Genomic DNA, 24,753 nt, shown 5'->3' with positions numbered 1-24,753 from the left:
TCAGCGACGACACGCTCGTCCACTGCGGCTCACCGTCCTCTTCTGCACCAGCCTGCCGCTCACGCAGCCGCCGAACGGCAGCAGCGGCAGCGAGCAGGCCCTCAATCCCTACGAGCGGGGCATTCCCCGGGCCAGACACACCTACGTGTGCAGTGCGGCTTGCTGCTCGAGCACACCTTCCGGCTGATGAAACAGACCCTGGGCTGGACCGCCCCGAAGATCCGCCACGCGGACACCGCCGACCTGTGGACCTGGCTGATCATCGCCGCCCACACCCAGCTCCGTCTGGCCCGGCCGCTCGCCGAAGACCTGCGCCGCCCCTGGGAACGGCCTGCCGCACCGCGTCGGCTCACCCCGGCCCGGGTGCGGCGGGGGTTTCGCAACGTCCGCGCGGCCACGGCCCGTCCGGCGGCCGCACCGAAATCGTCCCGGCCGGGGCCGGGACGGCCTGCAGGCTCGAAGAACAGACACCGGGCCAGGCACCACGACGTCGGCAAGACCGTCAAACGCGCCGAATCGATCAAGGAACACCAAGCCCAGCGACGTTAAACGCCAAGCTAAGGCGTCGCCGACTTCGAGGCGCACCGCGACGGCTTCCTCGGCGCCGCCTGGACGGGCTCACGGACGGCGAGTGGCTGGACATCGAAGTGGGCGAGCGGCGAGGACTTCGCCGCGTCCCGGGCCAAGGGGCTGAACCTGCCCGGGATCGCGGCGTTCTTCGGGACCATCGACACCGTACTGGCCCGACGGCGCCCTGAGGTTGGGCGCCGCCGGCGCAGGGCCTACGACCCTTCCTGGACGTCCTGGTCGACCGGGAACTCCTCGAACTGCGTGGCGGGTGCGTCGCTCGCCACGACCCCGTCCGCCGCGAGGGTCACGGGAGGCAGGGACTCGGCCTCCGGCACGACAAACTCGCTTTCCAGCCCCGCCTGGCCCTTCAGCCCGCGGAAGTTCTCCTCCACCACACCGCCGAGCGCGGCACACCAGGTGCTCAGGTCCACCCGCCCGGTGACCCGAAGCCCGTGCAGGGCCTGCAGCTTGGCGACCGCGACCCACGTCGCCCGGTCGAAGGTGCCGGTCGCCTTCACGGCGTACAGCTTGGTCGCCAGGATTGACTGGACGCCGAGTACCGCAGACCCGGTGGCACCCATGCCGATCTCCGGGGCCAGCGCCTCCCAGGTCGGCCCGGTCATCGTGCCGTCCGAGGCGGTGGGGAAGCCGTGCGCCGTCTGGAAGGCGCGCACCGCTGCCAGCGTGGCCGGGCCGAAGGCCCCGTCCGCAACGAGGTTGAACCCCTGGGTGTTCAGCAGGTGCTGCAGCGTACGGACCGTGGCGCCCGCGCAGGAGGTGAACGTGTCGGGCCAGGTGCGGGCCGGGATGGTGCTCGGGTCCTGGCCGAGGCGCTTGGCGACGTGCAGGCGCAGCAGCGGGAAGGTGGAGTAGAACTTCGCACCGGGGCACTGGGTGTTGTTCCAGTCCCAGTGGCCAGTGATGTTCTGGGCGCCGAAGCCATACTGGGTGCAGATGGTGGCGGAGAGCTGAACCAGCGACCACCACAGCTTGCCGGTGGGCAGCTCGTCGACGTAGGTGCCTTCGTTCTCGATACCGATCGACTGGGTGTTCTGGCCGACGGCGTGCGCGCTGACGATCTGATATCCGCCGTCCTCGAGCGCGTCCAGGCTGCCGTGCCGGCCTTCCAGCACATGGCCGCCGCGGCTGATGCTGAAGTGATTTCCGGTGTCCGACCAGCCGTTCTTGTCCATGTGGATGTACTGGACCCGCTCGGCGCAGGCGATGGCCGCCTCCATGGAGAAGTCCATGGTGTTCGGGAACGCCATGTGGTGCACCACGATCCGCCGGGTGGAGCCCGTACGGGTCGACAGCTCCCCGGCGGGCGGCCGGGCACCCCACTCGTCGCAGCTCATGATGTACGCGGTATCCGACAGGTCGGCCGGAGCGGCGGCCGAGGCACCGCTCGCACCGGCCAGCTGGCCGGCCCCGAGACCGGCGACGGCGGCTGCGCCGGCGCCGGCCCGCAGGGCATTCCGCCGGGATATGTACACAGGCTCGAAGGACATGAGGTGTTCCTCTCCAGGGCTGTCCGGCGTCTCGCGCCGCTACGCCACGCTGCTCCGTGTACGCCAGCAGGCAGCCTTCCTTCTAACCCGTTGACTGCCCCAATGTCCAGGGTTTTCAGGATCGTTGACTATCTACACCAAGTCCTGACACCGCAGTTCGGTCTCCTCCACGGAAGACGTACGGGGCCGGGCTGCTCACCAAGGTGCCCGCCACGAACCAGATTGGGGCCCAGTCGGCAACGGCTTTCGCCATGGGCTACCAAGATCCGGGCCATTCCCGGACCAACTTCCCCATGGGCTCCGTCAACGGAGCCACACTCCCTGGTCAAGCAAGGCGCGGACGTGGTACCACCAGCAGACGAAGAACCTGCTGGCAGCCTTCGCAGCCCATGCGACAGCTACGCACGCTGCTCAGTTGGTGCGGCCGGGCTATTGCTCTACAGTCCCACCGAAGCGACTCACTGGCCGAAGAAGCTCAACCGGACCTGACGGTTGCGATTCGAGACGTTCGTATCCACCAACCTCCGTTAAGGCAACCCCGAGGATAGCTGGCCTCCCTGAAGAGAGGCTGGTCGCGATCCTTGGTCCTCCCGGGGCCCGCCGCTCTTGAGCACTCGCACACCCTTTGTCAGGACCTCTTGGTCCCGGCCGTCGGCTCCGTCTCCGGCCAGGACGGCCTCCGCGTCGGCGCCACCAGCCGCCCGCCCCGCGACCGCCCCACGTGGACCCGGCCTGTCCCACCGAACCGAGAGCTGATCGAGGATGACGTGCACAAGATGCTGAGGCTCAACGTGAACGCACCGGACCATCATTTCCGGTCACGGCAATGTATACGGGCCGGCCCGGTGGAGTTCCAAGGTTGTGGCGAGGCGGATGACGGCGGTGTGCCAGTGAGAAGTGGCGGGGGCCGGGCCGTGGGTGCGGAGGGTGGTTGTCACAGCGGAGACCTTGTCCGCGGTGGTGTGGAAGCCGGTTCGGTGCAGGAGGGCGGCTACTGATTCGAGGATGTCGTGGTCGGTGGCAGTCAGGTTCTTCAGGCCGTGGTGGGCGGCCTCGGCGAGGGCTGCGAGGGCCTGTTCCAAGGCGGTGGTGAGGGGGTCGTCCGGGGGGTGCGGGGCGACGGGGAGGGTGGTGTCGCCGTCGCCGGGGGCGAGGTCGGGGACGAGGACGCCGCGGGAGGTGCGGACGGCGAGAGGGGCGAGGAGGACCCTGCCCCGGTCATGGCGGAGGGAACCGCTGATCCGGTCGGCGGTGCCGGAGGCGAGGGCGTCGGCCAGGGCGTCCAGGGTGCCGGGGCAGTGGGGGTTGTGCGCGGTGCTCAGCAGGGCCTCGTTGCCGGCCGGGTCGTGAAGGACGGCTTCGAGGCGCTGTGCGGCCGGGTCGTACCGCACGGGTCCGGCCTCCGCGACGGCGAGGACGCGCATGGACTCGGCCTCCACCCGAGGGCGGACGAGGCGGGGAGGGAGGGTACCGGGGGCGGGGAACTGTGCGGCGAGGTCGGTGACCAGCAGCCCGGGCGGCAGGTCGTCCCAGGCGGTGCCGACGGGGGTGACGGACGTGGTGGCGATCCGGCCGCGGGAGATCTCCACGGCGCGGCTGGCTGTGCGGGAGGTGGCCTCGCTGACCACGTTGGCGGCGGCAAGGGTGCGCAGGTTTGTACCGAGGATCCTGCGGGAGCCGAGGTCGTGGCCGGTGGGCGCCTGACCGTTGGGCAGCTCCCAGCGTCTGTGCAGAACGAGGACGATACCGGCATCGGGGTGGGCGAAGAAGACGTCGGCGGTGCGGTCGCGGGCGGAGCCGTCGACGTGGCAGCCGAGGGCGACGAGGCGGACTCGGCGCAAGGCTGTACGGGCCGTCTCGGCAGTGCCGAGGACGGCTGCGGGGTCGGTGGGGGCGGCGCGGTGGCGGGCGTGGAGTTCGGCGAGAAGCAGGGCGTGGGTCTCGCGGTCGTGGCGGGCGCCGCGGACCGCGTGCTCGGCGAGCTGGTGGCGTATCCCCTCGAGGGCCGCGGCGGGCCAGTGGCGGCCGGCGGTAGTGAGGGCGGCGCCGGCACGGCGGAGGGTTCCGTCCAGGACGCGGCCGGCCTGGGGGACGCCTTCGACGAGGAGTTCGTCGACGAGGTCCATGGCTGCGCGGTGGGCGCCGTCGCCGTTGTCCGGGGTTGTTTGCTTTCCTCCGACGGTGACTCGGTCGCCGCCCTCGGTGTCGGCGGCTCGGAAGGCCCAGACGGCAAGTACGACCGTCGCGCCGCGCAGCGGCTCGGCGGCGTCGGTGACGGCGAAGCCGGGGCGGTGGGGCACGGGGAAGCGGACGGTGCAGGCGGGAAGTTCGACGGCGGGAACGGGGTCGGCGGGGGTGGGGCGGTGGAGGACGGCCTGGTAGCCGCGGTCGCGGGTGCGACGGGCTGCGGTGAGGGCGGGACGGCCGAAGGCCTCGGCGAGGGCGGTGTCGTCGATGCTTCCGGGGGACCAGTCGGTGAAAGGCGGCGGGGTGTCCGATGCGGTCGCGGTGCGCTGGTAGGCGAGGACGAGGCCGATGCGGTGGCGGCAGACTCCGTGGGCCTCGCAGCTGCAGCGGGCGTCCTGCAGGGTGGCGCCGGGCGGCAGTCGGGTCTCGGTGCCGTCAGGAAAGCAGCCGTGCACGGTGTGGTCGTCGGTGACGTCCAGGTCGGGGCCTGCTCCGGCGTCGAGGTCCTTGGCGGCGCGTTTGACCAGGCCGCGGTTGGCAAGGGCGGCGAGGGTGTCGGGGGTGAGGGCGAGCAGGTCGGTGCGGGTCATGCCGCTCGTCCTCCGTGGGCCATTCTCTCGGCGACGAATTCGGCCAGGTGGCCGGGGGTCATGGCGCCGATGTGTGCGCCGGCCTCGGCGAGGCGGCCGGCCAGGTCGCGGTCGTAGGAGGGGGCGGCCTCCTCGTCGAGGGCGGCGAGGCCGAGGACGGTGACGCCCTGTCCGGTCAGGTCGCGGACGGTGCGGGTCAGGCGGTGGGCGTCGCCGCCCTCGTAGAAGTCGGTGATCAGGGCGACGATCGTGCGGCGCGGGTTGTCGACGAGGCCGGCGGAGTAGTCGACGGCGCGGGCGATGTCAGTGCCACCGCCGAGCTGGACCTTCATCAGGAGTTCGACGGGGTCGGTGACGTCGGAGGTGAGGTCGACGACCTGCGTGTCGAAAGCAACCAAGTGGGTGCGCAGTCCGGGCAGGCCCCATAGGCAGGCAGCGGTGACGGCGGAGTGGATCACGGATCCGGCCATGGAGCCGGACTGGTCGACGAGGAGGATCAGCTGCCACTGCTCGATGTGGCGGCGGGTGCGGGAGTGGAAGTGCGGCTGCTCGATGAGGATGCGGCGGTCCTCGGGCCGGTAGTGGGCGAGGTTGGCGCGGATCGTGGCCCTGAAGTCGAAGTTCCGGGCGCGGGGGGTTCGGCTGGGGCGGCGGGAGCGGGCTCCGGTGAGGGCGCGCCGGATCTCCGGCCTCAGCCGCTCGGTCAGGTCGCGCACGACGGCTTCGACGATGCGCCGGGCGGCGGCCAGAATCCGCGGGTTCATCAGGTGTTTGGTGCGCAGCACGGCCCGCAGCAGGCTGGTGCTGGGTTCTACGCGGAGAAGAACGTCGGGATCGGTGACGATCTCGTCGATGCCGTAGGTCTCCACGGCGTCGCGTTCGAGGCGTTCGACCGTCTCCCGGGGGAAGAGACGGTGGATGTCGTCGAGCCAGTCGACGACGGCGAGCGTGGAGGGGCCGTCGCCGCCCTCCCGGCCGTCTGCGGTGCCGCGGCGTTCACCACGGCGGGCGAGGTCGTCGTCGCGGCCGTAGAGCCACTGGAGGGCGGTGTCGCGGGCGGCGTCCGGGCCGTCGAGGCCGCCGGTGCGGTGTTCGGCGGGGGCGCCGAGGATCAGCCGCCAGCGTTCCAGTCCTGCGCGGGGGTCGTCGGGGGTCATCGGGGTGCTCCGAGGGCGTGCCGGTCGAGCAGGAGGTCGGTGTGTTCCTCGAGGGCCGCGGCACGGGCGAGGAGCAGCGGGTCGGCGGTGGTGCGCAGCAGGGTGCGGGCGGATCCGTGCAGGTTCCGGCGGTCGAGGAGGAGTTGTGCGACGCGTTCGCGTTCACGGGGCGGGAAGAAGGCGAAGGCCTGACGCAGGGCGGGCAGGGCGTGGAGGAAGACGTCGTCGGTCATGGTGGTGACGACGCCGTCCAGGGTGTCGAGTAGGGACTGTTCGCCCTTCGGGGCGGGCCGCAGGATCTCTTCGCGGGCGAGGGCGAGCAGGCCGGCCAGCCAGTCGCCGAGGACGGCGGGGTCGGCCGCGACGGCGAACGCTTCGGCCTCGCCGGCGGGTTCGGCCAGGGCTCCGAGGGCGCGGCGCAGGCCGAGGGCGGCGCCGCGCAGGTCGGCGGGGGCGTGCCGGTCGCGGGCGATGCGGGCGGCGGTTGCGGCGGCGGTTTCCGGGGTGAGAGTAAGGGCGGGTGCGGCGTGGAGGAGGGCGTCGCGGGCGGCGGTCAGGGCGCGCAGGCGGGGGACGTCGACGCCGGGCGGGCCGCCGTGGAGGCCCTCTACCAGGTGGAAGAGCCGGTCGACGGCGTGGCCGAGGACGGTGCCGAGCAGCGGGTCACGGGCGGTACCGAAGACGCGGTCATGGCGCCAGAGGCCCAGGACCACGGCGAGGGCCCGCCCGAGGGGACCGGGGTCGGCGGTGGTACGGATCCGGTGGGCGAGGCCGTCCAGGAGGTCACGGGAGAGGGTTCCGGCTCCGCAGAGGACGGCGTCGAAAAGGAGGGCGGCGGTGGTCCCGGCGTCGGCGGCTGTACCGGTGTCGCGGAGGCGGCGGGCGAGGAGGGCTGTGGCGGCCTCGTCGGGGCGGGCTCCGTAGGCGCCGGCCTCGGTCAGTGCGGCGTCGCGGCCGGTGCGGGGGCAAGGTTCCCAGGTTTCGTGGTCGCGGGGGTCGGCTCCGTGGTCGGGGCCGGTGAGGCGGGTGTGGCCGGGGATGCCGAGGATGCGCAGCTGGTGGAGAAAGCGGCTGCGTTCGAGCCCTCGGGGGTTGGTGAGGTCGAGGTCGAGGGTGCGGTCGCCGTCAAGGCCGAGGCGGATCTCCTCGGCAGTCACGTGGTGGACCAGGGGTGGCAGCGGGGTGTCGGGGTGGAGGCGGCCGGTGCGGTCGCCGGTGCAGGCGACGACCGTTTCGACGACGGCGGGGTGGGCGCCGGGCCTCAGGGGGCCGTCGGTGTTCCAGGGGAGCGGCTGGTCGAGGTCGTCAGTGATCAGTGCAGCGGCGAGGCCGTCCAGGACGTCGACGCGGGCGGGGCGGGGGTGTCCGCGGAGGGCGGCGAGGCCTTCGGTGAGGGTGCGGGCGGAGATCAGGGCGGCGGTGGAGACGGGGAGGCGGCGGGCGCGGAGCCGTTCCACGACGGTGCGATGGAGGGTTTTCGCGGCCGCGTCGGGGCCTTCGTCCCACAGGTGCTGGTAGTAGCCGGGGGACGGCATGCCGGACTGGTAGCCGGCGAAGGCGTCCATCTGGCGGAAGGAGTAGGGCACCAGGAAGCTGCCGCCCGCAGCCCCGTCGGGCGGGACGGGCACCGGGGGCCATGCGGCGGGTTCCGCGCCCGGAGACGTGCCGGGGGCGGCGGTGAGGGCGCGCAGGGCGGGCTGGTGGAAGCCGCCGGTCACCACCAGGACCGGCCGGCTGCCGGCGTGTGCAACTGCGGCACGGACCCAGGAGGCCATGTACTGCTCGCGGGCGCGGTCCCCGTCATCGGCCTCGGTGTCGCCGCGCACCAGGGCGAAGTAGGCGTCCAGGCGGTCCTGCAGGCCGTCCGGATCGGCGATCTCGAAGACGCGGTCCCACAGGGCGTCCACGGTGTCGACCCGGTAACGGGCGCGGAGCCGTTCGGTGGCGCGGCTGTAGCGGGCCTCGGCGTCGGCGTAGCGGTTGGCTGCGCCGTCGGGGCGGTCGGTGAAGGCGCGGTGCCAGGCGGGCAGGTCGATGAACCGGACCTCGGCGCCCGCGGTACGGCCCTCGGTGAGTGCCACCCATTCCGGGGAGTACGCGCACAGCGGGGCCCAGGAAGTGGCGACCCGTTCGGTGCCGCGGTAGTGGCTGAAGACGGCGATGGGCAGTTCGTGTCCGAGGAGCAGTTCGCCGATCCGGTCGTTCATGTCGGCGGGGCCCTCGACCAGTACGTATGCCGGGCGCAGTTCGCGGATCGTGCGGCGAACAAAGCCGGCGCAGGCCGGTGAGTGGTGGCGCACCCCCAGGAAGGTGACGCGGGCGGTGCTCACCGTTGGTCCAGCAGGTGCCGGGCCTCGTGGAGGGCCTGCCACTGGGGGCCTCGGCGCAGGCGGGCCTGCTGTTCGAGGAAGCGGCGCAGGCGGGCGAGGTCCTCGGGGCTGTCCTTGGCGGCGGTGCCGGCGAGACAGGAGACGATGTCGGCGGCGTTGCCGGCCTCGCCGCGCAGGAACCAGCCGCGCAGGCCGACGGCGTGGGCCGTGGAGACGGCTTCGGCGGTGCTCATCACTGCGGAGGGCCGGTCGCCCTGGCCGGGTGCGCCGCGCAGTTCGCGGAAGGTACCGACCAGTACCTCGAGGACGTCCCGGTCGGGTGCCCGCTCGACTCCGGACTCGCGGAGCAGGGCGGTGGACTCGGCTTCGACGAGGGCGAGTTCGGTGTCGAGGTCGGGTATCGGGAAGACGGTCTCGAAGTTGAAACGGCGTTTGAGTGCGGCGCTCATCTCATTGACGCCGCGGTCGCGGGTGTTGGCGGTGGCGATGACGTTGAAGCCCTGGCGGGCGAAGACCATGCCGTCGTCGCCGTCGAGTTCGGGGACGGCGACGACGCGTTCGGAGAGCAGGGAGAGCAGGCAGTCCTGGACCTCGAGGGGGCAGCGGGTGATCTCCTCGAAGCGGACGATGCGTCCCTCGGCCATGCCGCGGAGCATGGGGGCGGGCACCAGGGAGCGGCGGGAGGGGCCTTCGGAGACCAGCAGGGCATAGTTCCAGGAGTACTTGATCTGGTCTTCGGTGGTGGCCGCGCCGCCCTGCACAGTGAGCGTGGAGGTGCCGCTGACGGCTGCCGCGATGAGCTCGGAGAGCAGCGACTTGGCAGTGCCGGGTTCGCCGACGAGCATCAGGCCCCGGTTGGTGGCCAGGGTCACCAGGGCCCGTTCGACGAGCGAGGGGCTGCCGACGAACTTGCGGCTGATGCCGGCGTCGGGGTCTCCGACCACGAAGCGGAGGGCGGCACGGAGGCTGAGCTGCCAGCCGGGCGGCCGCGGGTCGGTGTCCCCAGCACGCAGCTCGGCGAGTTCGTCGGCGTGGCGCACTTCTGCGGGCGGGCGCTGCAGGCGGGGCGGGTGCGGGTCGCTCACTGTGGTCATGGTGGGGCTCACTTGGCGGTGATGTCGGTCAGGTCGGCGAGAATCTCGGAGGCGATGACGGGGTCGATCTCGCCGAGGCGGTGCGGGTACGTGTGGTTGCGCCAGTAGTCGCCGGGGGCGGTGTCGATCCATATGGTCTCGAGGGTCTGGTCGGGGAACGCGTCGACCATGCCGACGGCGATGCCGTCGTCGAGGGCGATGACGAGGTGGCGGTCGCGGGCGATCGGGCGGGAGAACCAGCGTTCCACGCCGTTGTCCTCGGGCGTGCCGCGTTCCCAGCCGCGCTTGGTGAGGCCGAGGAGTTTGCCGACGGGGACGGTGACGCCCTCGAAGCGGGTCAGCCGGTGGCCGGTGGCCTCCGCGTCGGTGAAGGCGTGCACGGGGCGCCCGAGCTGCGGGAAGGGCTGGAGGATCTCGTAGTCGGCGAAGAGGTCGGCCCAGGCCTCGAGTTCGTCTCCCAGGTGGAGGGGGTGGGCGAGGCGCACGGTGGCGTCGGCGGGGAGGGTCCATGCGTCGTCGTGGACGTCGGCGAGGGTGAGGTCCTCGGCGACACGGAACGCGGTCACCATGCCGTCGCCGTCGCCGAGCCAGACCAGGCGGCGCACCAAGTGGCGCAGAAGGGGGTGTTCGACGAGCAGTTCGCGGAACTCGGCGGCGGTCCAGGAGCGGCCGGTGACCATGGCGGCCTCCAGGCGGCGCAGCTGGTCGGAGGCAATGGTTCGGACCTCCTTCTTGAGGGCTGCGAACCGCTTGCGCTCGGCGGGGGCGAGTTCCGGGTCGTCCTTGACGCCCGGGGCCGGCAGGGCCTTGCGGAGCTTGCCGGTCTCGTCGCGGACGCAGGGGCGGAGCTGTTCGTCGAAGGTGACGGTGAAGCGGCGCGGGCCGTAGTCGATGACGGTGCTGCCGTCGTCGGCGAGGCCGAGGTCGGGGACCAGCCGGTCGGCGAGCTGGTCGGTGGTGAGGCCGAGTCCTTCGGCGACCTCGTCGATCTTCTCCCGGGCTCGCTTCTTGAGGGCCTTGAACGGCACACGCTGGGAGATGCCGTGCAGATGGCGCAGGGCGGTGTCGGTGCCGATCGCAGCGAGGACGGTGAGGCCCTCGACGGCCCGGTGGTGGGCGTTCTCACCGGGCCAGGCACGCACGAGGGGGGTGAGACGGCAGACGGTCTCGTCGTCGCCGAGGAGGCCGAGTGCGTGGAGGGCCCAGCTGTCCTTGGCCGGCATGCCGTGGAACCGCCACGTCATGAAGAGGGCCCAGGCGAACTCGGCGAGGGAGCCGGCGTCGCAGTGCTCGGTGACGGTGGCGAGGCCGGGGTAGACGTCACCGGGCTTGGAGATCTGCAGCATGGTCGTCACGTGGCGGACGGCGTCGGCGGACAGGGCGCCGCGGCCGCCGGTGAGCCGGATCTGCGGGAACAGGGCGGGGTCGGCCCAGGTGCAGGGGGACGGCATCCTCGCCGGGAGGGCGGCCTCCAGCGGATCGCCGGCGAGGAGGTCGGCGACGATCTCCTCGGCCTCGGCGCCGCAGCCGGCGGCGATCTCCCGCACGGCCTCGGCGCCCACCTCTGCGGCGAGTTGCCGCAGGGCGTGTTCGGCGTGGGTGCGGGGCCTGCCCGCCGGGCCGACGGCGTCGGGAACGAGGAGGGCGGCCGCGGCCCGGCCGTGGCGGCGGAGCCAGGCGAGAACCGTGGGCCTCAGCGACTGGCGGCGCACCAGCCACTCGGCCATCTGCCGGGCCACCTCGACGCTGCGGTAGGGCAGCAGCAGGCCGCAGGCGGTGGCCGGGTAGCGGGCGGCGAGCCGGCTCAGCATCGGCAGGGCGTGCAGGTCGTGGCGGGCGGCGACGGGCCTGAGGTGGCTCTCGGTGTCCCAGACGTGCTCGGGGGCGAAGGCGTCGAGCAGTGGGCGTACGACGTCCTCGGGGCCGGTGACGAAGAGGCGGGCGGCGTGGATGTTGCCCCGCCACGTCCCCTGCTGCATCTGCTGGATCTCGCGGGACCAGTCGTGCTCGCGCCAATAGGGGGTTTCGGCGACGACGGTGGCCGCCCAGGCCTCCTGCTCCCCGGGCTTCCAGGCCACCTCGGCCTGCGGCGCCCCGGGGACGTCGCGGGCCACGCGGGCCTTGCGGCTGGTGCGCTTCCGGGTCCACGGCGGGGCGACCAGCAGGGCGGGGAGCGCCTCCGCAGGCGCTTCTGCGTCCCGTTCGCGCCGCTTCAGCAGCGGGGCGACGACGGCGGCGGACGCCTCGGGCAGGGCGGGCAACGTCTCCTTCGTGAGCTCCGGGTGGGTCACCACGTGCAGGGGCAGCAGCATCCGGGAGAGGGACGCCTGTTCGCTGTCGCCCGCCGCGGCGGCGGAGAGCAGCCGCAGGGCCCGCCGGGGGTAGCGGTTCATGGCGTCGAGCAGGGCGGGACGGACATTGCGGTCGCCGCCCTTCTTCAGCAGCAGGCGGAAGGCGTCGTCGGTGGGCAGTTCGGCGGCCCAGCCCGCGACGTCCCGGTGTCCGTCGGATCCGTAGGCTCCGTCGAACGCGTCCTCCAGCAGGGACCCGACGTCGGGACCGAGCCGGTTCGCGAGGGTGGCGAGCAGTTGGAGGTTCCAGCCGTTCCAGCCGAGTCGTGCTCCTTCGCCGATGCGGGCGATCTGCTCCGGCCGGTACAGGGAGAGAAGGAGCATGCGCCGCAGGGCGGAGTCGTTCGGTATCGGGCCGTCGCAGCACTCGTCGACCCAGGCATGCTCCTCGGGTACCAGGTAGGAGACCACGATGCGGCGCTCGGCGCTGTCCCGGAGGCCGGCGAGGGCCTCGGCGGCCCGCCGTCGGGTCTCCTCGTCGACCGCCGCGAGCAGGTCCCGGATACGGGCGGCGGTCTCCCACACGTAGTAGGTCTGGTAACCGGTCGCTCTCCGCAGCGCCGCGTCGTACCGTCGGGAACCTGCCTGCATGTAATGGGGGTTGACGCATCCCAGCTCCACGACGGCACGAGCGGCGAACGGCAGGCCGTGTTCGGTCACGCAGGCGTCGACGAGCACGTCCACCATCGTGTAGTGCCAGCCAACGGCGATCTCCACGGCGGCTCCGAGCGGAGAGGGACTGCCCTCCCGGTGGGCCCGGCCCTCCTTCACCAGTTCCGGGTCGCTGCCGGAGGAGGAGAACATCTCCTCGAACCAGACCGCCTCCTGCGCGTAGCGGCGAGCGGCCTTCTCCACCGCGTCCTCGGCCGGCTTCGCGGCGGCCCGGAGCACGGGCAGGGCCCGCAGCCAGGCGGCGGGCATCTCGAACCGGTCCTCGTCGGCAATTTCCTGGTGCATGGCGCTGTTCCTCCCCGTCACCCGTTGCACGGGGACCTCATGAGCAGTTTCCGATCACGTTAGACCTCGGCACTGACAACGGTCGGGCCCGTGCACGCCCGGGCGACGGCACATCCGCATCGCAGGATCCCCTGCCCCTCACCATCAACTTTCCTGTGCTGCTAGCGCTTTCGACCTGCATCAGGTGTACGGGGCACTGTCTTCCCGCAGATCGCCTCCTGCACCGATCGCTGCACCGGCGAGGTGCTGTGCGACTGGAAGGCCAACGGGGGCTCCGGCATGGCTGTACGAGGCAGGTCCACGGGCCGACGAGCGACTGCCACTGCCCCACTCAGACCTCGGCGCGACGACGCTCCGGCCGCCGCCGTGGAGGAAGCCGGCCCATACGAACGGAGACGGGAGAGCTCGACGCCTCCCAGCGGACAGGCGCACACCACTCCTACGGGAGACAGGGACGCAGGTGGGCCGCCGATGCGTCTTCATCGGCAAGGATGAAGCCTGCTGGCCAGGGGACGGGGCAGGGGCCGGAGTGATCCTTTGGTCGGGAAGTTCACGTAAGGGCGTGCGGCACCTCGGTGGAGTGAGGCTGATCCCTTGGAGTGGACACCCTGACAATGGATCTTGATGGTCCAGGGAGGGATGTCCAGGTGGGACGCCAGTCTCCGTACCCGGAGGAGTTCCGGAGGGACGCCGTCGCGCTGTATCGCGCGGGCGGCGGCAAGCGCACGTACGCGGCCGTGGCCGCCGAGCTCGGGATCACCGGGGAGACACTGCGCACATGGGTCCGCAAGGACACTGGGGCGAACGTGTCGGCCGTCCGGGAGGGGAGCGGCCCGGAAAGTCAGGCCGATGAGCCGGCCCGGCTGCGGGCCGAGAACGCCAGGCTGCTGAAGGCCGAGAAGGAGTGGCAGTCGGAGCGCGAGATCCTGCGCCGGGCGGCCGCCTATTTCGCCAGGAAGGCGAAGTGAAGACCCCTCCCCAAGCTCTGCGAGCAGGGGATACCCCATGCTGGGACTTCATCTCCGACCACCGCGCCGACTTCGGCGTCAAGCGGCTGTGCCAGGTCCTGGGGATCTCCCGCTCCGGCTACTGCCGGCACCAGGCCACCGAAGAGGACCGCGTCGAACGCCAGGCCCGCGAGGCGGCTGCAGTCGCCGAGATCCGTGCCATTCACGCCGAGCGCCGGGGTGCTCACGGCGCCCCGCGCGTCCACGCCGAGCTTGAGGGCCCGGGGACGGAAGATCAACCGCAAACGTGTGACACGGCTGATGCGCATCCACCACATCATCGGGCGCCACCTGCGCCGCACCAGGCGAACGACGACCGCGGACAAGACGGCCCCGCCCGCCCCGGACCTGATGATGCGCAACTTCACCGCCCACACGCTGAACACGAAGTGGTGCGGTGACATCACCTACATACCCGTCGGTTCGACGTGGCTGTATCTGGCCACGGTGATCGACATCTGCTCGCGTCGGGTCGTGGGCTGGTCGATCGCCGACCATATGCGTGCTTCCCTGGTTACCGACGCCATCGAGATGGCCGTGGCCGCCCGCGGCGGCCAAGTGAACGGCGTCTGTAAAGTCATCGAGATCCCAGGCTCCGTCGTGCCCGTACGTGACGAGCATCTTCTTCTCGTCCCGCATCTTGTAGCCGGTGTTCAGGCAGTCGACGACATTGCGGCCGAGCCCGTCCACCGCTGCCGCGACCAAGCCGTCGTACGGGCCCCTCTCGTCACGGAGCCACGGGCCCAGGCTGGGGCGGGTCACGGGATCCGTGGCGCCGGAGACCTCCCAGTCGTCCGCCCAACCGATGATGTGCGCCCCGACGGAGACGGCGGCAGTGAGCACGTTCTCGCGCTGGCGCTCAGGCGAAGACGTCGCCAGCTTCACGCGCGACAGCCGCCGCACTCCGAGCAGGCACTTGCCGCATCCGTCGTAAGGACGTTCGACCGCATTGGGGTCCGTACCGCGCATTTCTTCTCTCCGTTCGAGCGCGCATGGTACGGAGAATCGGCGGCACGCCCCAGCTGAACGATCTTGGTCAGCCGAGGAAGCTCAGCCGGATTCGGCGGTCGGGGTTGTCGCGGTTGGTGTCGACCAGGCACACGGACTGCCAGGTGCCCAGCTCCAGTCGGCCGTCCAGTACGGGCAGGGTGGCGTGCGGCGGGACGAGGGCGGGCAGGACGTGGTCGCGGCCGTGGCCGGGGCTGCCGTGGCGGTGCTGCCAACGGTCGTCGGCCGGCAGCAGGGTGTGCAGGGCGGCCAGGAGGTCGTCGTCGCTGCCGGCGCCGGTCTCGATGAGGGCGATGCCGGCGGTGGCGTGCGGCACGAAGAGGTTGAGCAGTCCGTCGCGGCCGGCCGCCACCTCCCGCAGGAAGGACTCGCAGTCGCCGGTGATGTCGGCGACCCGCTCCGCGGAGCCGGTGGCGACGTTCAGGATCCGGGTGGTGAAGGCATCTGACATGGTTTCCATCCTGGCTCATGGGCCCGGGGTCTTCGAAGAAGGAGGCCTCCGAGTGGCGGCAACGGTTCGCGGGAAGATGTGTCCCCCCGGCGAAGTTAGTAGAAATATGAACTACATGAGCGAGGCCGAGGTGGCCGAGGTCCAGGCAGTCGTCATAGGCGCCGGGCAGGCGGGACTGTCCAGCGCCCATCACCTGCGGCGCACCGGGTTCGAGCCGGACCGCGACTTCGTGGTGCTCGACCACAACCCCGGCCCCGGCGGCGCCTGGCGGTACCGCTGGCCCTCACTCACGTACGGCAAGGTGCACGGGATGCACTCGCTGCCCGGCATGGAACTCACGGACGCCGATCCGGCCCGGCCGTCCTCCGAGGTCATCACGGAGTACTTCGACCGCTACGAGCGGACGTTCGACCTGCGGGTTCGGCGGCCGGTGCAGGTGCGGGCGGTGCGGGAGGGAGCCGGCGGGCGGCTGCTCGTGGAGACCTCGGCGGGCACCTGGTCGACCCGGACGCTGATCAACGCCACCGGCACCTGGAACCGGCCGTTCTGGCCGCGCTACGAAGGTCAGGAGACTTTCCTGGGGCGGCAGTTGCACACCGCTCAGTACCCGGGCCCCGAGGCGTTCGCCGGTCAGCGGGTGGTCGTGGTGGGGGGAGGCGCCTCGGCCACCCAGCATCTGCTGGAGATCGCCCCCCACGCGGCGGCCACCACCTGGGTGACCCGGCGGCCCCCGGTCTTCCACGAGGGCCCCTTCGACGAGGACGCGGGGCGGGCGGCCGTGGCACTGGTCGAGGAGCGGGTACGGCAGGGGCTGCCGCCGCGCAGCGTCGTCTCGGTGACGGGACTGCCGCTGAACGACGCGATCCGCCGGGGTCTCGCCGACGGTGTCCTGGACCGGCAGCCGATGTTCGACCGGATCACGCCGGAGGGAGTGGAGTGGGGATGGGGGTCCCCCCTGCTCGTGGGGGTCCCCCCTGTTCGAGCGGAGTCGAGAACTTGGGGGAGCAGTCGAGAGCTCGGGGGAGGGCTGCGAGTGGCGGCCGACGTCATCCTGTGGGCCACCGGGTTCCGTCCCGCCATCGACCACCTCGCTCCGCTGCGCCTGCGGGAGCCGGGCGGCGGCATCCGCGTCGAGGGCACCCGGGCGGTCGCCGACCCCCGCGTCCACCTCGTCGGCTACGGCCCCTCGGCCAGTACCGTCGGGGCCAACCGCGCCGGTCGCTCGGCCGTACGGGACATCAGGCGCCTGCTGGCGGAGGAGCGCGTCGCGGCCTGACGCCGCTCCGGGGCGGCGGCACCGGTGGCCGGTGCCGGCCGGCTCATTTCTCGGGCCGGCCGCTCGCCTCCTGCGCCCCTTCCTCCTTCTCCTTTGCCTGTTCCTTCTTCCGCCGCGCGTCGAACTCGGCGACGTCGCTCTGGTGTTCCTTGTAGTCGGCGGTGAAGCGGGTGTCGCCCGGTGCGACCGTGACGAAGTACAGCCAGTCGCCCGGCGTCGGGTTGATCGCCGCCCGCATCGCGTCCTCGCCGGGGTTGCCGATCGGGGTGGGCGGCAGTCCCATACGCGTGTACGAGTTGTAGGGGCTGTCGACCTTGGCGTACGCCTCGGTGGTGCGCGATGCCGAACGGCCCAGGGCGTAGTCGACCGTCGAGTCCATCTGCAGCGGCATCCCCCGCTCCAGCCGGTTGAAGATCACCCGGGCCACCTTGCCCCTGTCGGCCTTGGTGGACGCCTCCGCCTGGACGATGCTCGCGATGGTGACGGCCTGGTAGACGTTCATCGCGTTGCGCTGCGCACCGGCGGCGACCGGGGCGCCGTTGAACTTCTTGTTGGCGCCGTCGATCATCAGCGACAGCAGTTGTTCCGGTGTCGTCCCCTCCTTCAGCGGATAGGTCGCCGGGAAGAGATAGCCCTCCGGGTTCCCCTCGGCATCGCTCGGCAGCTTGAGGGCGGCCTTCGCGAGGGACTTGTTCGTGCTCCCCGCGGGCAGTCGGAGGGCCTTGTCGACGGCCGCGTACACCTGGCTCGCCCGGTGGCCCTCCGGGATCACCAGGGTGGTGGGGCGGGGGTCGTCGCCCAGGATCAGCAGGGGCACCGCCACGGCGGTGCCGGCCACGACGGCCCCGGTCGCGGCAAGGGCGAGCCGGCCCCGGCGCGTCAGTCGGATCGTGTTCCGTGACGGAGTGTTCTTCTGCATGCGGGCACGGTAACGCCCACAACGTCACAAACCCGGCATATTTTCATCTTGTCGGCTCCAGTTGGGCGTCCCTGCGGACAAGACCCGCGTAACGCCCGTCCAGCTCCAGCAGTTCCTCGTGGGTGCCGCGTTCGACCACCCGGCCCGCGTCGAGCACCACGATCTGGTCGGCGCCGCGGACGGTGGACAGCCGGTGGGCGATGGTGAGCGTGGTGCGGTCGGCCGACAGCGCGTCGATGGCCTGCTGGACGGCGGCCTCGGTACGGGTGTCGAGCGCGCTGGTCGCCTCGTCGAGGACGAGGACCGGCGGGTCGCGCAGGATGGTCCGGGCGAGCGCCAGACGCTGCTTCTCGCCACCGGAGAAACGGTGGCCGCGCTCCCCCACGACCGTGTCGTACCCGTCGGGCAGGGCGGCGATGTGGTCGTGGATCTGCGCCGCGCGGGCCGCCGCGTGGAGTTCCTCGTCGGTGGCGTCGGGCTTGGCGAAGCGCAGGTTGTCGGCGACGGAGGCATGGAAGAGATACGTCTCCTGGGAGACGACGCCGACCGCGCGCGCCAGGGTGTCGAAGTCGAGGTCGCGTACGTCCACCCCGTCGAGGGCGACCCGGCCGGAGGTGACGTCGTACAGCCGGGGCACGAGGTGGCCGAGCGTGGACTTGCCGGCGCCGGTCGAACCGACCACGGCGAGACTGGTGCCGGCGGGGACGGTGATGTCGATGCCGTCGAGGACGGGACCGCCCTTGCCGTCGTAGCCGAAGGTGACGTTCTCGAACCGGACCTCGCCGTCGACCCGGGCGAGACGGACCGGCTCCGCCCGCTCGGTGATGTCGACGGGGAGGTCGAGGTACTCGAAGATGCGCTGGAACAGCGCGAGCGACGCCTGGACCTGGACACCGGTCGACAGCAGGCTCACCGCCGGCCGGAACAGGCCCTGCTGAAGCGAGACGAAGGCGACGATCGTCCCGATGGAGACGCCGGGCCCACCCGTCCGCAGGACGATGCCCGCGGTCCAGTAGATGACGGCGGGCATGGCGGCCATGACGATCGTGATGACGGCCATGCGCCAGCGGCCGGCCATGTTCGACCGGACCTCCAGGTCCACCAGGCGTTCGGACTCGTCGGCGAAGGCGCTGGTCAGAGAGTCGGAGCGGCCCATGGTGCGGCCGAGCAGGATGCCGCTGACCGACAGCGACTCGGTGACCGTGGCGGCCATCGAGGCCATCTGCTTCTGGCGCTGGGTGGTGATCTTCTTGCGTTCGTTGCCGACGCGGCGGCTGATCCACACGAACACCGGCAGCAGGACCAGCGAGACGACGGTCAGCCGCCAGTCGAGGACGAGCATCGCGACGACGGTGGCGACGACGCTGGTGAGGTTGGAGACCAGCGAGGTCGCCGTCGAGGTCACGGTGGCCTGCATACCGCCGATGTCGTTGGCGATGCGGGACTGGACCTCGCCGGTGCGGGTGCGCGTGAAGAAGGCGAGCGACATGCGCTGGAGCCGGTCGTAGACCGCGGTGCGCAGATCGTGCATGACACGTTGACCGACGGTCGTGGAGATCAGCGTCTGGAGCACTCCGAAGACGCTGGTGAGGACGGCGCTGAGGATCATGCCGAGGGCGAGCAGGCTGAGCAGTCCGGTCCGGCCCTCGGGGATCGCGACGTCGAGGATCGTCTTCAGCAGGAACGGGGTGGCGACCGAGACGAGGGACGCCGCCCCGACGAGCAGGCCGACGATCGCGAGACGGCCTCGGTAGGGGCGGAACAGCTTCAGGATGCGGCGCACCTGCCGGGGTTGTTCCCCGGCGCCCGCGGGTGCGCTCCAGACGGGTTCGCGGTCGGGATGCATGGTCTCCTTCGGGAACTGTCAGCGGGGAATCGGAAGAAGTGAGGTAGCAAAGAGCGACAGGGAGCCGCAAGGAACCGGGAACGGCCGCCTGGTACCGGGCACGCCGGGATCAACGGAGCCTAGCTCATTGTTACCTATACTCACAATGAACGGCATCCTGATATTGTTCCGCGCATGACCACCCCCGACCCCGACGGCCTGCTGGCCGAGCAGCTGCTTCGGCTGACCCGCCGGGTGCACCGCATCCAGAAGCGTCATCTGGTGCGGCGCGAACTGGGCATCACCCCGGCCCAGTCCCGATTGCTGCGCACCCTCGCCCACTACGCCTCGCCGCCGCGCATGGCCGACCTGGCCGAGCGGCTGGAAGTGGTGCCACGAGCGGTGACGACGCTGGTCGACGGACTGGAGGCGAACGGCAAGGTACGGCGGGTGCCCGATCCGGCCAATCGGCGGGTGACCCGGATCGAGCTCACCGACGACGGGCACACCGCGCTGCGGGAGCTGCACGCCGCGCGCCGGGCCGCCGCCGAGGAGATCCTGGCTCCGCTGACGGACGAACAGCGTGAAGCCCTGGGCGGGTTGTTGGACACCCTGATCGACGGAACGGCGGCCGCACCTCAGCAGGGCGACACGTCCTGCTGAGGCAGCGCGCCTCCTGCTGAGGCAGCGCGCCGCGATCGTCCGGAGCCTCGCCCCGTGACCCTCCGACGGGCCGCACGGCACTCGTCCGACCCGTCGTGCCGTTCCCCTGCGACGCGGACAGCCGGTTCCGTGCGGTCTCGTGGAAAACCGTTTGCCTTCCCACACGCAGCGGGGTCAACCTGTCACGGTTTGCTGCCGCAGTCGTCCGCGGACGACGCACGGCCCCGCCTTTGCGAGTCACTGGGACGTCATGCAGATCCAAGACCTTCCGTATCCCGACCCGGGCGTGCCCGATGCCCGCTCGGGCCCCCGATTCCTGTGGTGGCTCTTCCGGAACCAGCTCTCCGGCCAGCTCAGATCCCTGGCCTGGGGACTGCTGCACTTCGCTGCCATCGCCTCGCTGCCGTTCTGTGTGGGCATCGGCGTCCAGGCCGCCGTCGACCGCTCCGGCGCCCGGCTGGCACTGGCCGGCGGACTCCTGGCGCTGGCGTGCGCGGCGAACGCCGTCGGTGACACCTTCCTGCACCGGGCCGCCGTCACCAACTGGATCACCGCGGCCGCCCGCGTCCAGCAGTTGCTCGCCCGCAGGACCGCGGCCCTGGGATCCGTGCTGACCCGGCGTGTCGCGGCCGGCGAGGTCATGGCGGTGTCCACCGGTGACGTCGAGAAGATCGGCTGGTTCGTGGAGGCCCTGTCGCGGTTCACCGCGGCGGCGGTCACCACCGTGGCGGTCTGCGTCGGCCTGCTCGTCCTCCAGCCCTCGCTCGGCGTGGTCGTCGCCGTGGGCGTGCCCCTGCTGGCGCTCGCGGTACTGCCCCTGCTGCCGCACGCCACCCGGAGGGCCGACGCCCAGCGGGAGAAGGCCGGCCGGGCCACGGAACTCGCCTCGGACACCGTCGCCGGGTTGCGTGTGCTGCGCGGCATCGGCGGTGAGGAACTGTTCCTCGACCGCTACCGGCGCGCGTCCCAGGACGTCCGCCGCGCGGCCGTGCGCAGTGCCCGGATGTGGTCCCTCATCGCGGCGGTCCAGGTGCTGCTGCAGGGAATCCTGCTGATCACCGTGGTCTGCTACGGCGTCCACCTGGCCCGTGAGGGGCGCATCACGGTGGGGGAACTGGTCACCGTCTACAGCTCGGTCATGCTGCTCTCCTATCCTCTGCGGCACTTCGAGGAGATCGCCATGGCGTACTCCTTCTCACGGCCTTCGGCCACTCGCGCGGCGCGTGTGCTGTCGCTGGAGCGGGCCACGGACACCTCGGGCGCGCCGCCTGCCGTCACGCCCACCGGTGACCTGTACGACCCGGTGACCGGTCTGCTCGCCCCGGCGGGCCGGTTCACCGCCGTGGTGTGCGGGGACCCGGACGCGGCGGGGCGGCTGGCCGAACGGCTCGGCGGGCACCCGGCGTCCGCCGCGCGGGACGGTTCGGTGCTGCTCGGCGGGGTGCCGCTCGACGAACTGCCGCTGGACGTCGCCCGCGGCGCCGTCCTCGTGCAGGACAAGGACCCGGTGCTGCTGTCCGGCACACTGCGCGAACTGCTCGACGTACCCGCGTCCGGTGCCGTCGGAGCGCGCGAGGCCCTGGAGGCCGCGCAGTGCGGGGACGTGCTGGCGGCACTGGTGCAGGGTTCGCCGGGCGCCTCGGACCCGATGGACACACCGGTCACCGAACGCGGGCGGTCCCTCTCCGGCGGTCAGCGCCAGCGGCTCTCACTGGCCCGGTCGCTGGTCACCGACCCGGAGGTACTCGTACTGGACGAGCCGACCTCCGCCGTCGACTCGCACACCGAGGCCCGTGTCGCCCAGGGCCTGTGCGAACTGCGGGCGGGCCGCACCACCGTGGTGTTCGCCTCCTCTCCGCTGCTGCTCGACCGGGCGGACCAGGTGGTCCTCCTGCACGACGGGACGGTCGTGGCGGTGGGCGGCCACCGCGAGCTGGTGCGTACCGAGCCCCGGTACCGGGCCGTGGTGGCACGGGAAGACCGCGACGACCCGAAGGACGTCGAAGACCTGAAAAGCCTGAACGACCTGAACGGTCTGAGCGGCCTGGAAGAACTCGAAGAGATCGAGGAGACGGCATGATCGGCGTGGCGCCACCGGCCTACGACCCGGCGGCCCCCACCACGGCCGGCACCCTGCCCGTGGGTGCCCCCGCCACCGTCCGTGCCTACGTGGCCGAGTTGCTCCGCAGGCACCGCCGGGCCTTCGTACTGCTGATCACGGTGAACACCGTCGCGGTGGTCTCCTCGATGGTCGGCCCGTATCTGCTGGGCGGTCTGGTGGAGCGGGTGTCCGACCGGACGCGGGAGCTCCATCTGGGGCTCACCGCCGGGCTGTTCGTGCTCGCGCTGATCGTCCAGGCGGTGTTCGTCCGGCAGGTCCACCTGCGCGGGGCCGTACTCGGGGAGCGGATGCTGGCCGATCTGCGCGAGGACTTCCTGGTGCGGTCGGTCGGGCTGCCGCCGGGAGTGCTGGAACGCGCCGGGACCGGTGATCTGCTGTCCCGGATCACGACCGACATCGACCGGCTCGGCAACGCGATGCGCGAGGCCGTGCCCCAGCTGGTCATCGGTGTGGTGTGGGTGGCACTGCTGCTGGGCGGGCTGGTCGTCACGGCGCCCGAACTGGCGCCGGCCGTGCTGGTGGCCGTTCCGCTGCTGGTGACGGGCTGCCGCTGGTACTTCCGGCGGGCGCCGGCGGCGTACCGCTCGGAGGCCGCCGGGTACGCCGCCGTGGCCGCGGCGCTCGCGGAGACCGTGGACGCGGGGCGGACGGTGGAGGCCCACCGCCTCGGCGAGCGCCGAGTGGCACTGTCGGACCAGCGGGTGCGGGAGTGGACGGCCTGGGAGCGTTACACGCTCTGGCTCCGGTCGGTGCTCTTCCCGGTCGTCAACATCACTCACGTGACCGTGATCGGCTCGGTGCTGATGATCGGTGGTGTGTTCGTCCTGCAGGGCTGGATCGGGGTCGGCCAGCTGACGGCCGGGACGCTGCTCGCCCAGATGCTCGTCACCCCGGTCGGGCTGATCCTGCGCTGGTACGACGAGCTGCAGGTGGCCCAGGTGTCGCTGGCCCGGCTGGTCGGGGTCCGGGAGATCGAGCCCGATGCCGGTGACACCGCCCTGGCCCCCGACGGACGCCATGTGCGCGCGGAACAGGTGTGCTTCGGCTACCGCGAGGGCGTCGACGTGCTGCGCGAGGTGTCTCTCGAGGTCGCCCCCGGCACCCGGCTGGCGCTGGTCGGCCCGTCCGGCGCGGGCAAGTCCACTCTGGGCCGGCTGCTCGCCGGGATCTACGCGCCCCGGGACGGCACGGTGACCCTGGGCAGCGCCGAGCTGTCCCGGATGACCGCGGAACGGGTCCGTGGCCATGTGGCTCTCGTCAACCAGGAGCACCACGTCTTCGTGGGCTCCCTGCGCGACAACCTGCGGCTCGCCCGGACGGACGCCGAGGACGCCCGGTTGTGGGCGGCGCTCGGCGCGGTCGACGCGGACGGCTGGGCACGTGCGCTCGACGACGGTCTCGACAGTGAGGTCGGTTCGGGAGGGCTCGCGCTCACCCCGGCCCAGGCCCAGCAGATCGCGCTGGCCCGCCTGGTGCTGGCCGACCCGCACACGCTGGTCCTGGACGAGGCGACCTCGCTGCTCGACCCCCGCGCGGCGCGGCATCTGGAACGCTCCCTGGCCCGCGTCCTCGACGGTCGCACCGTCGTCGCCATCGCCCACCGCCTGCACACCGCCCATGACGCGGATGTCATCGCCGTCGTCGAGGACGGCCGCATCAGCGAGCTGGGCAGCCACGACGAGCTGGTCGCCGCGGACGGCGCGTACGCGGCGCTGTGGCGTTCCTGGCACGGGTGAGGCCACGGCGGCCCGCCCGGGGGGCCGCTGTGCCGTTGCGCGGAGTCGAACCTGGGTGGAAGGCTGGAGTCAGGCACCGGCTCGGGGAACATCCGGGGGCTCCGGAGGACCGGGGTGCGGGTGAGGCCAGTGCTCCGTGCAGGCGCGGCCCGCAGCGGGCCACGGCGGGAACGGGCCCGTCGCCACCCCTGGAGGTACCCGTGAACAGTGCCGGCGGTTGGGGAGACGACGTCTACCAGCCCGACGAGTCCGAGGTTCAGGACGACGCCGGACTGCTCGACGCCGAGGACACCCTCATGGACGACGGTGTGGGCGACCCCCTCGACCGGGGCTGGTCCCCTCCCGAGCGGCCGTGGGCCGTGGAGCACCGCGGTGTGACGGCGGCGGAGGGACACGCGGGCGAGACGCTGGACCAGCGGCTCGCCGAGGAGCTGCCCGAACTCACGGCTTTCGACAGCGACGGTCTCGGCGACAGCGAGGGCACCGACGGCGAACTCCTGGACAACGAGGTCGGTGCCGCGCGCTCCGGCCGGCTCGTCGCTCCCGACGAGGGGGCGCACGAGGACGAGGAGACCGCCCTGGTGGCCACGGACGTCGGTATCGACGGCGCGGCGGCCTCGGCCGAGGAGGCCGCCATGCATGTCGTCGACGAGGACACCCTGCCCGGGTGACCCCGCCGTTGTCCCCTGACACCGTCCCCCGGGCGGAGCACGTCGCACGAGTCGCACGAGGAGCTTTCATGCAGCAGGACAAGCACCCCGACTACCACCCCGTCGTCTTCCGCGACCGGTCCGCCGGTTACGCCTTCCTCACCCGGTCCACCGCGACCAGCGAGCAGACCATCGAATGGGACGACGGCGAGACCTACCCGGTGGTGGAGGTGGAGATCTCCTCGGAGAGCCACCCCTTCTACACGGGCAAGGCACGCACCGTGGACACGGAAGGGCGCGTCGCCCGCTTCGAGCGCCGGTACGGCGGTGAGGGCTCCGGGTGAGGCCCCCG

At 71.8% G+C, this 24,753-nt stretch carries 15 protein-coding genes and 3 pseudogenes; 8 read left to right on the top strand and 10 right to left on the bottom strand.

What is annotated here, in order from left to right:
- Positions 1 to 165: 165 nt before the first annotated feature.
- A pseudogene (locus JL475_RS01495) lies at positions 166 to 549 on the top strand (transposase); the annotation flags it as partial.
- A gap of 233 nt (positions 550 to 782) precedes the next feature.
- Here the strand turns inward: JL475_RS01495 and JL475_RS01490 are convergent.
- The 6 genes from JL475_RS01490 to JL475_RS01465 form a co-directional block, all read right to left on the bottom strand.
- Positions 783 to 2,078, bottom strand: a complete 1,296-nt coding sequence (locus JL475_RS01490; RefSeq protein ID WP_237405863.1) for an N-acetylmuramoyl-L-alanine amidase — start codon at positions 2,076 to 2,078, stop codon at positions 783 to 785.
- An 818-nt stretch (positions 2,079 to 2,896) separates the two neighbouring features.
- A complete protein-coding gene (locus tag JL475_RS01485; protein WP_202274103.1) occupies positions 2,897 to 4,855 on the bottom strand; it encodes a hypothetical protein in 1,959 nt (652 codons plus the stop codon).
- Positions 4,852 to 6,012: a VWA domain-containing protein gene (locus JL475_RS01480; RefSeq protein WP_202274102.1), complete on the bottom strand. Its 1,161-nt coding sequence runs from the start codon at positions 6,010 to 6,012 to the stop codon at positions 4,852 to 4,854. The genes JL475_RS01485 and JL475_RS01480 overlap by 4 nt, the downstream gene beginning before the upstream one ends.
- Positions 6,009 to 8,342 carry a DUF5682 family protein gene (locus JL475_RS01475; protein WP_202274101.1) on the bottom strand — a complete coding sequence of 778 codons (2,334 nt, stop codon included), beginning with the start codon at positions 8,340 to 8,342 and terminating at the stop codon, positions 6,009 to 6,011. The genes JL475_RS01480 and JL475_RS01475 overlap by 4 nt, the downstream gene beginning before the upstream one ends.
- Positions 8,339 to 9,436: an AAA family ATPase gene (locus JL475_RS01470; protein ID WP_202274100.1), complete on the bottom strand. Its 1,098-nt coding sequence runs from the start codon at positions 9,434 to 9,436 to the stop codon at positions 8,339 to 8,341. Before JL475_RS01470 ends, JL475_RS01475 begins: the two co-directional genes overlap by 4 nt.
- A gap of 8 nt (positions 9,437 to 9,444) precedes the next feature.
- Positions 9,445 to 12,744, bottom strand: coding sequence for a DUF4132 domain-containing protein (locus JL475_RS01465; protein ID WP_202274099.1), 3,300 nt, complete (start codon positions 12,742 to 12,744; stop codon positions 9,445 to 9,447).
- A 647-nt stretch (positions 12,745 to 13,391) separates the two neighbouring features.
- Here JL475_RS01465 and JL475_RS01460 point away from each other — a divergent pair.
- Positions 13,392 to 14,321 (top strand): annotated as a pseudogene (locus JL475_RS01460) (IS3 family transposase); the annotation flags it as partial.
- A gap of 93 nt (positions 14,322 to 14,414) precedes the next feature.
- On the opposite strand, the pseudogene JL475_RS41660 reads toward JL475_RS01460, so the two are convergent.
- Positions 14,415 to 14,720, bottom strand: a pseudogene (locus JL475_RS41660) (recombinase family protein); the annotation flags it as partial.
- 67 nt (positions 14,721 to 14,787) lie between these two features.
- Positions 14,788 to 15,210: a secondary thiamine-phosphate synthase enzyme YjbQ gene (locus JL475_RS01450; protein ID WP_202274098.1), complete on the bottom strand. Its 423-nt coding sequence runs from the start codon at positions 15,208 to 15,210 to the stop codon at positions 14,788 to 14,790.
- A 115-nt stretch (positions 15,211 to 15,325) separates the two neighbouring features.
- Here JL475_RS01450 and JL475_RS01445 point away from each other — a divergent pair, with 115 nt between their 5' ends.
- A complete protein-coding gene (locus JL475_RS01445; RefSeq protein WP_202274097.1) occupies positions 15,326 to 16,486 on the top strand; it encodes an NAD(P)-binding domain-containing protein in 1,161 nt (386 codons plus the stop codon).
- A 43-nt stretch (positions 16,487 to 16,529) separates the two neighbouring features.
- On the opposite strand, the gene mltG is transcribed toward JL475_RS01445, so the two are convergent.
- Both mltG and JL475_RS01435 read right to left on the bottom strand, forming a co-directional pair.
- Positions 16,530 to 17,405 (bottom strand): endolytic transglycosylase MltG, encoded by an 876-nt coding sequence (mltG, locus tag JL475_RS01440; RefSeq protein WP_202274096.1) that lies wholly within the window; start codon positions 17,403 to 17,405, stop codon positions 16,530 to 16,532.
- Positions 17,406 to 17,448: 43 nt separating this feature from the next.
- Positions 17,449 to 19,251, bottom strand: a complete 1,803-nt coding sequence (locus tag JL475_RS01435) for an ABC transporter ATP-binding protein (protein WP_202274095.1) — start codon at positions 19,249 to 19,251, stop codon at positions 17,449 to 17,451.
- Positions 19,252 to 19,425: 174 nt separating this feature from the next.
- On the opposite strand from JL475_RS01435, the gene JL475_RS01430 reads away from it, so the two are divergent.
- From JL475_RS01430 to JL475_RS01410, 5 genes are all read left to right on the top strand, one after another.
- A complete protein-coding gene (locus JL475_RS01430; protein ID WP_202274094.1) occupies positions 19,426 to 19,893 on the top strand; it encodes a MarR family winged helix-turn-helix transcriptional regulator in 468 nt (155 codons plus the stop codon).
- 250 nt (positions 19,894 to 20,143) lie between these two features.
- A complete protein-coding gene (locus tag JL475_RS01425; RefSeq protein ID WP_202274093.1) occupies positions 20,144 to 21,973 on the top strand; it encodes an ABC transporter ATP-binding protein in 1,830 nt (609 codons plus the stop codon).
- Positions 21,970 to 23,751 (top strand): ABC transporter ATP-binding protein, encoded by a 1,782-nt coding sequence (locus tag JL475_RS01420; protein ID WP_202274092.1) that lies wholly within the window; start codon positions 21,970 to 21,972, stop codon positions 23,749 to 23,751. Before JL475_RS01425 ends, JL475_RS01420 begins: the two co-directional genes overlap by 4 nt.
- Positions 23,752 to 23,951: 200 nt before the next feature.
- Positions 23,952 to 24,422, top strand: a complete 471-nt coding sequence (locus tag JL475_RS01415; protein ID WP_202274091.1) for a DUF5709 domain-containing protein — start codon at positions 23,952 to 23,954, stop codon at positions 24,420 to 24,422.
- A gap of 68 nt (positions 24,423 to 24,490) precedes the next feature.
- On the top strand, positions 24,491 to 24,745 hold the full coding sequence (locus tag JL475_RS01410; protein ID WP_109380703.1) for a type B 50S ribosomal protein L31: 255 nt from the start codon (positions 24,491 to 24,493) through the stop codon (positions 24,743 to 24,745).
- Positions 24,746 to 24,753: the final 8 nt, after the last annotated feature.

The sequence above is a fragment of the Streptomyces sp. M2CJ-2 genome, assembly GCF_016757295.1.
In the GTDB taxonomy this organism is placed as follows: domain Bacteria; phylum Actinomycetota; class Actinomycetes; order Streptomycetales; family Streptomycetaceae; genus Streptomyces.
Note: the sequence above shows the minus strand (reverse complement) of the source record. Positions and strands in the feature narration are given on the sequence as shown.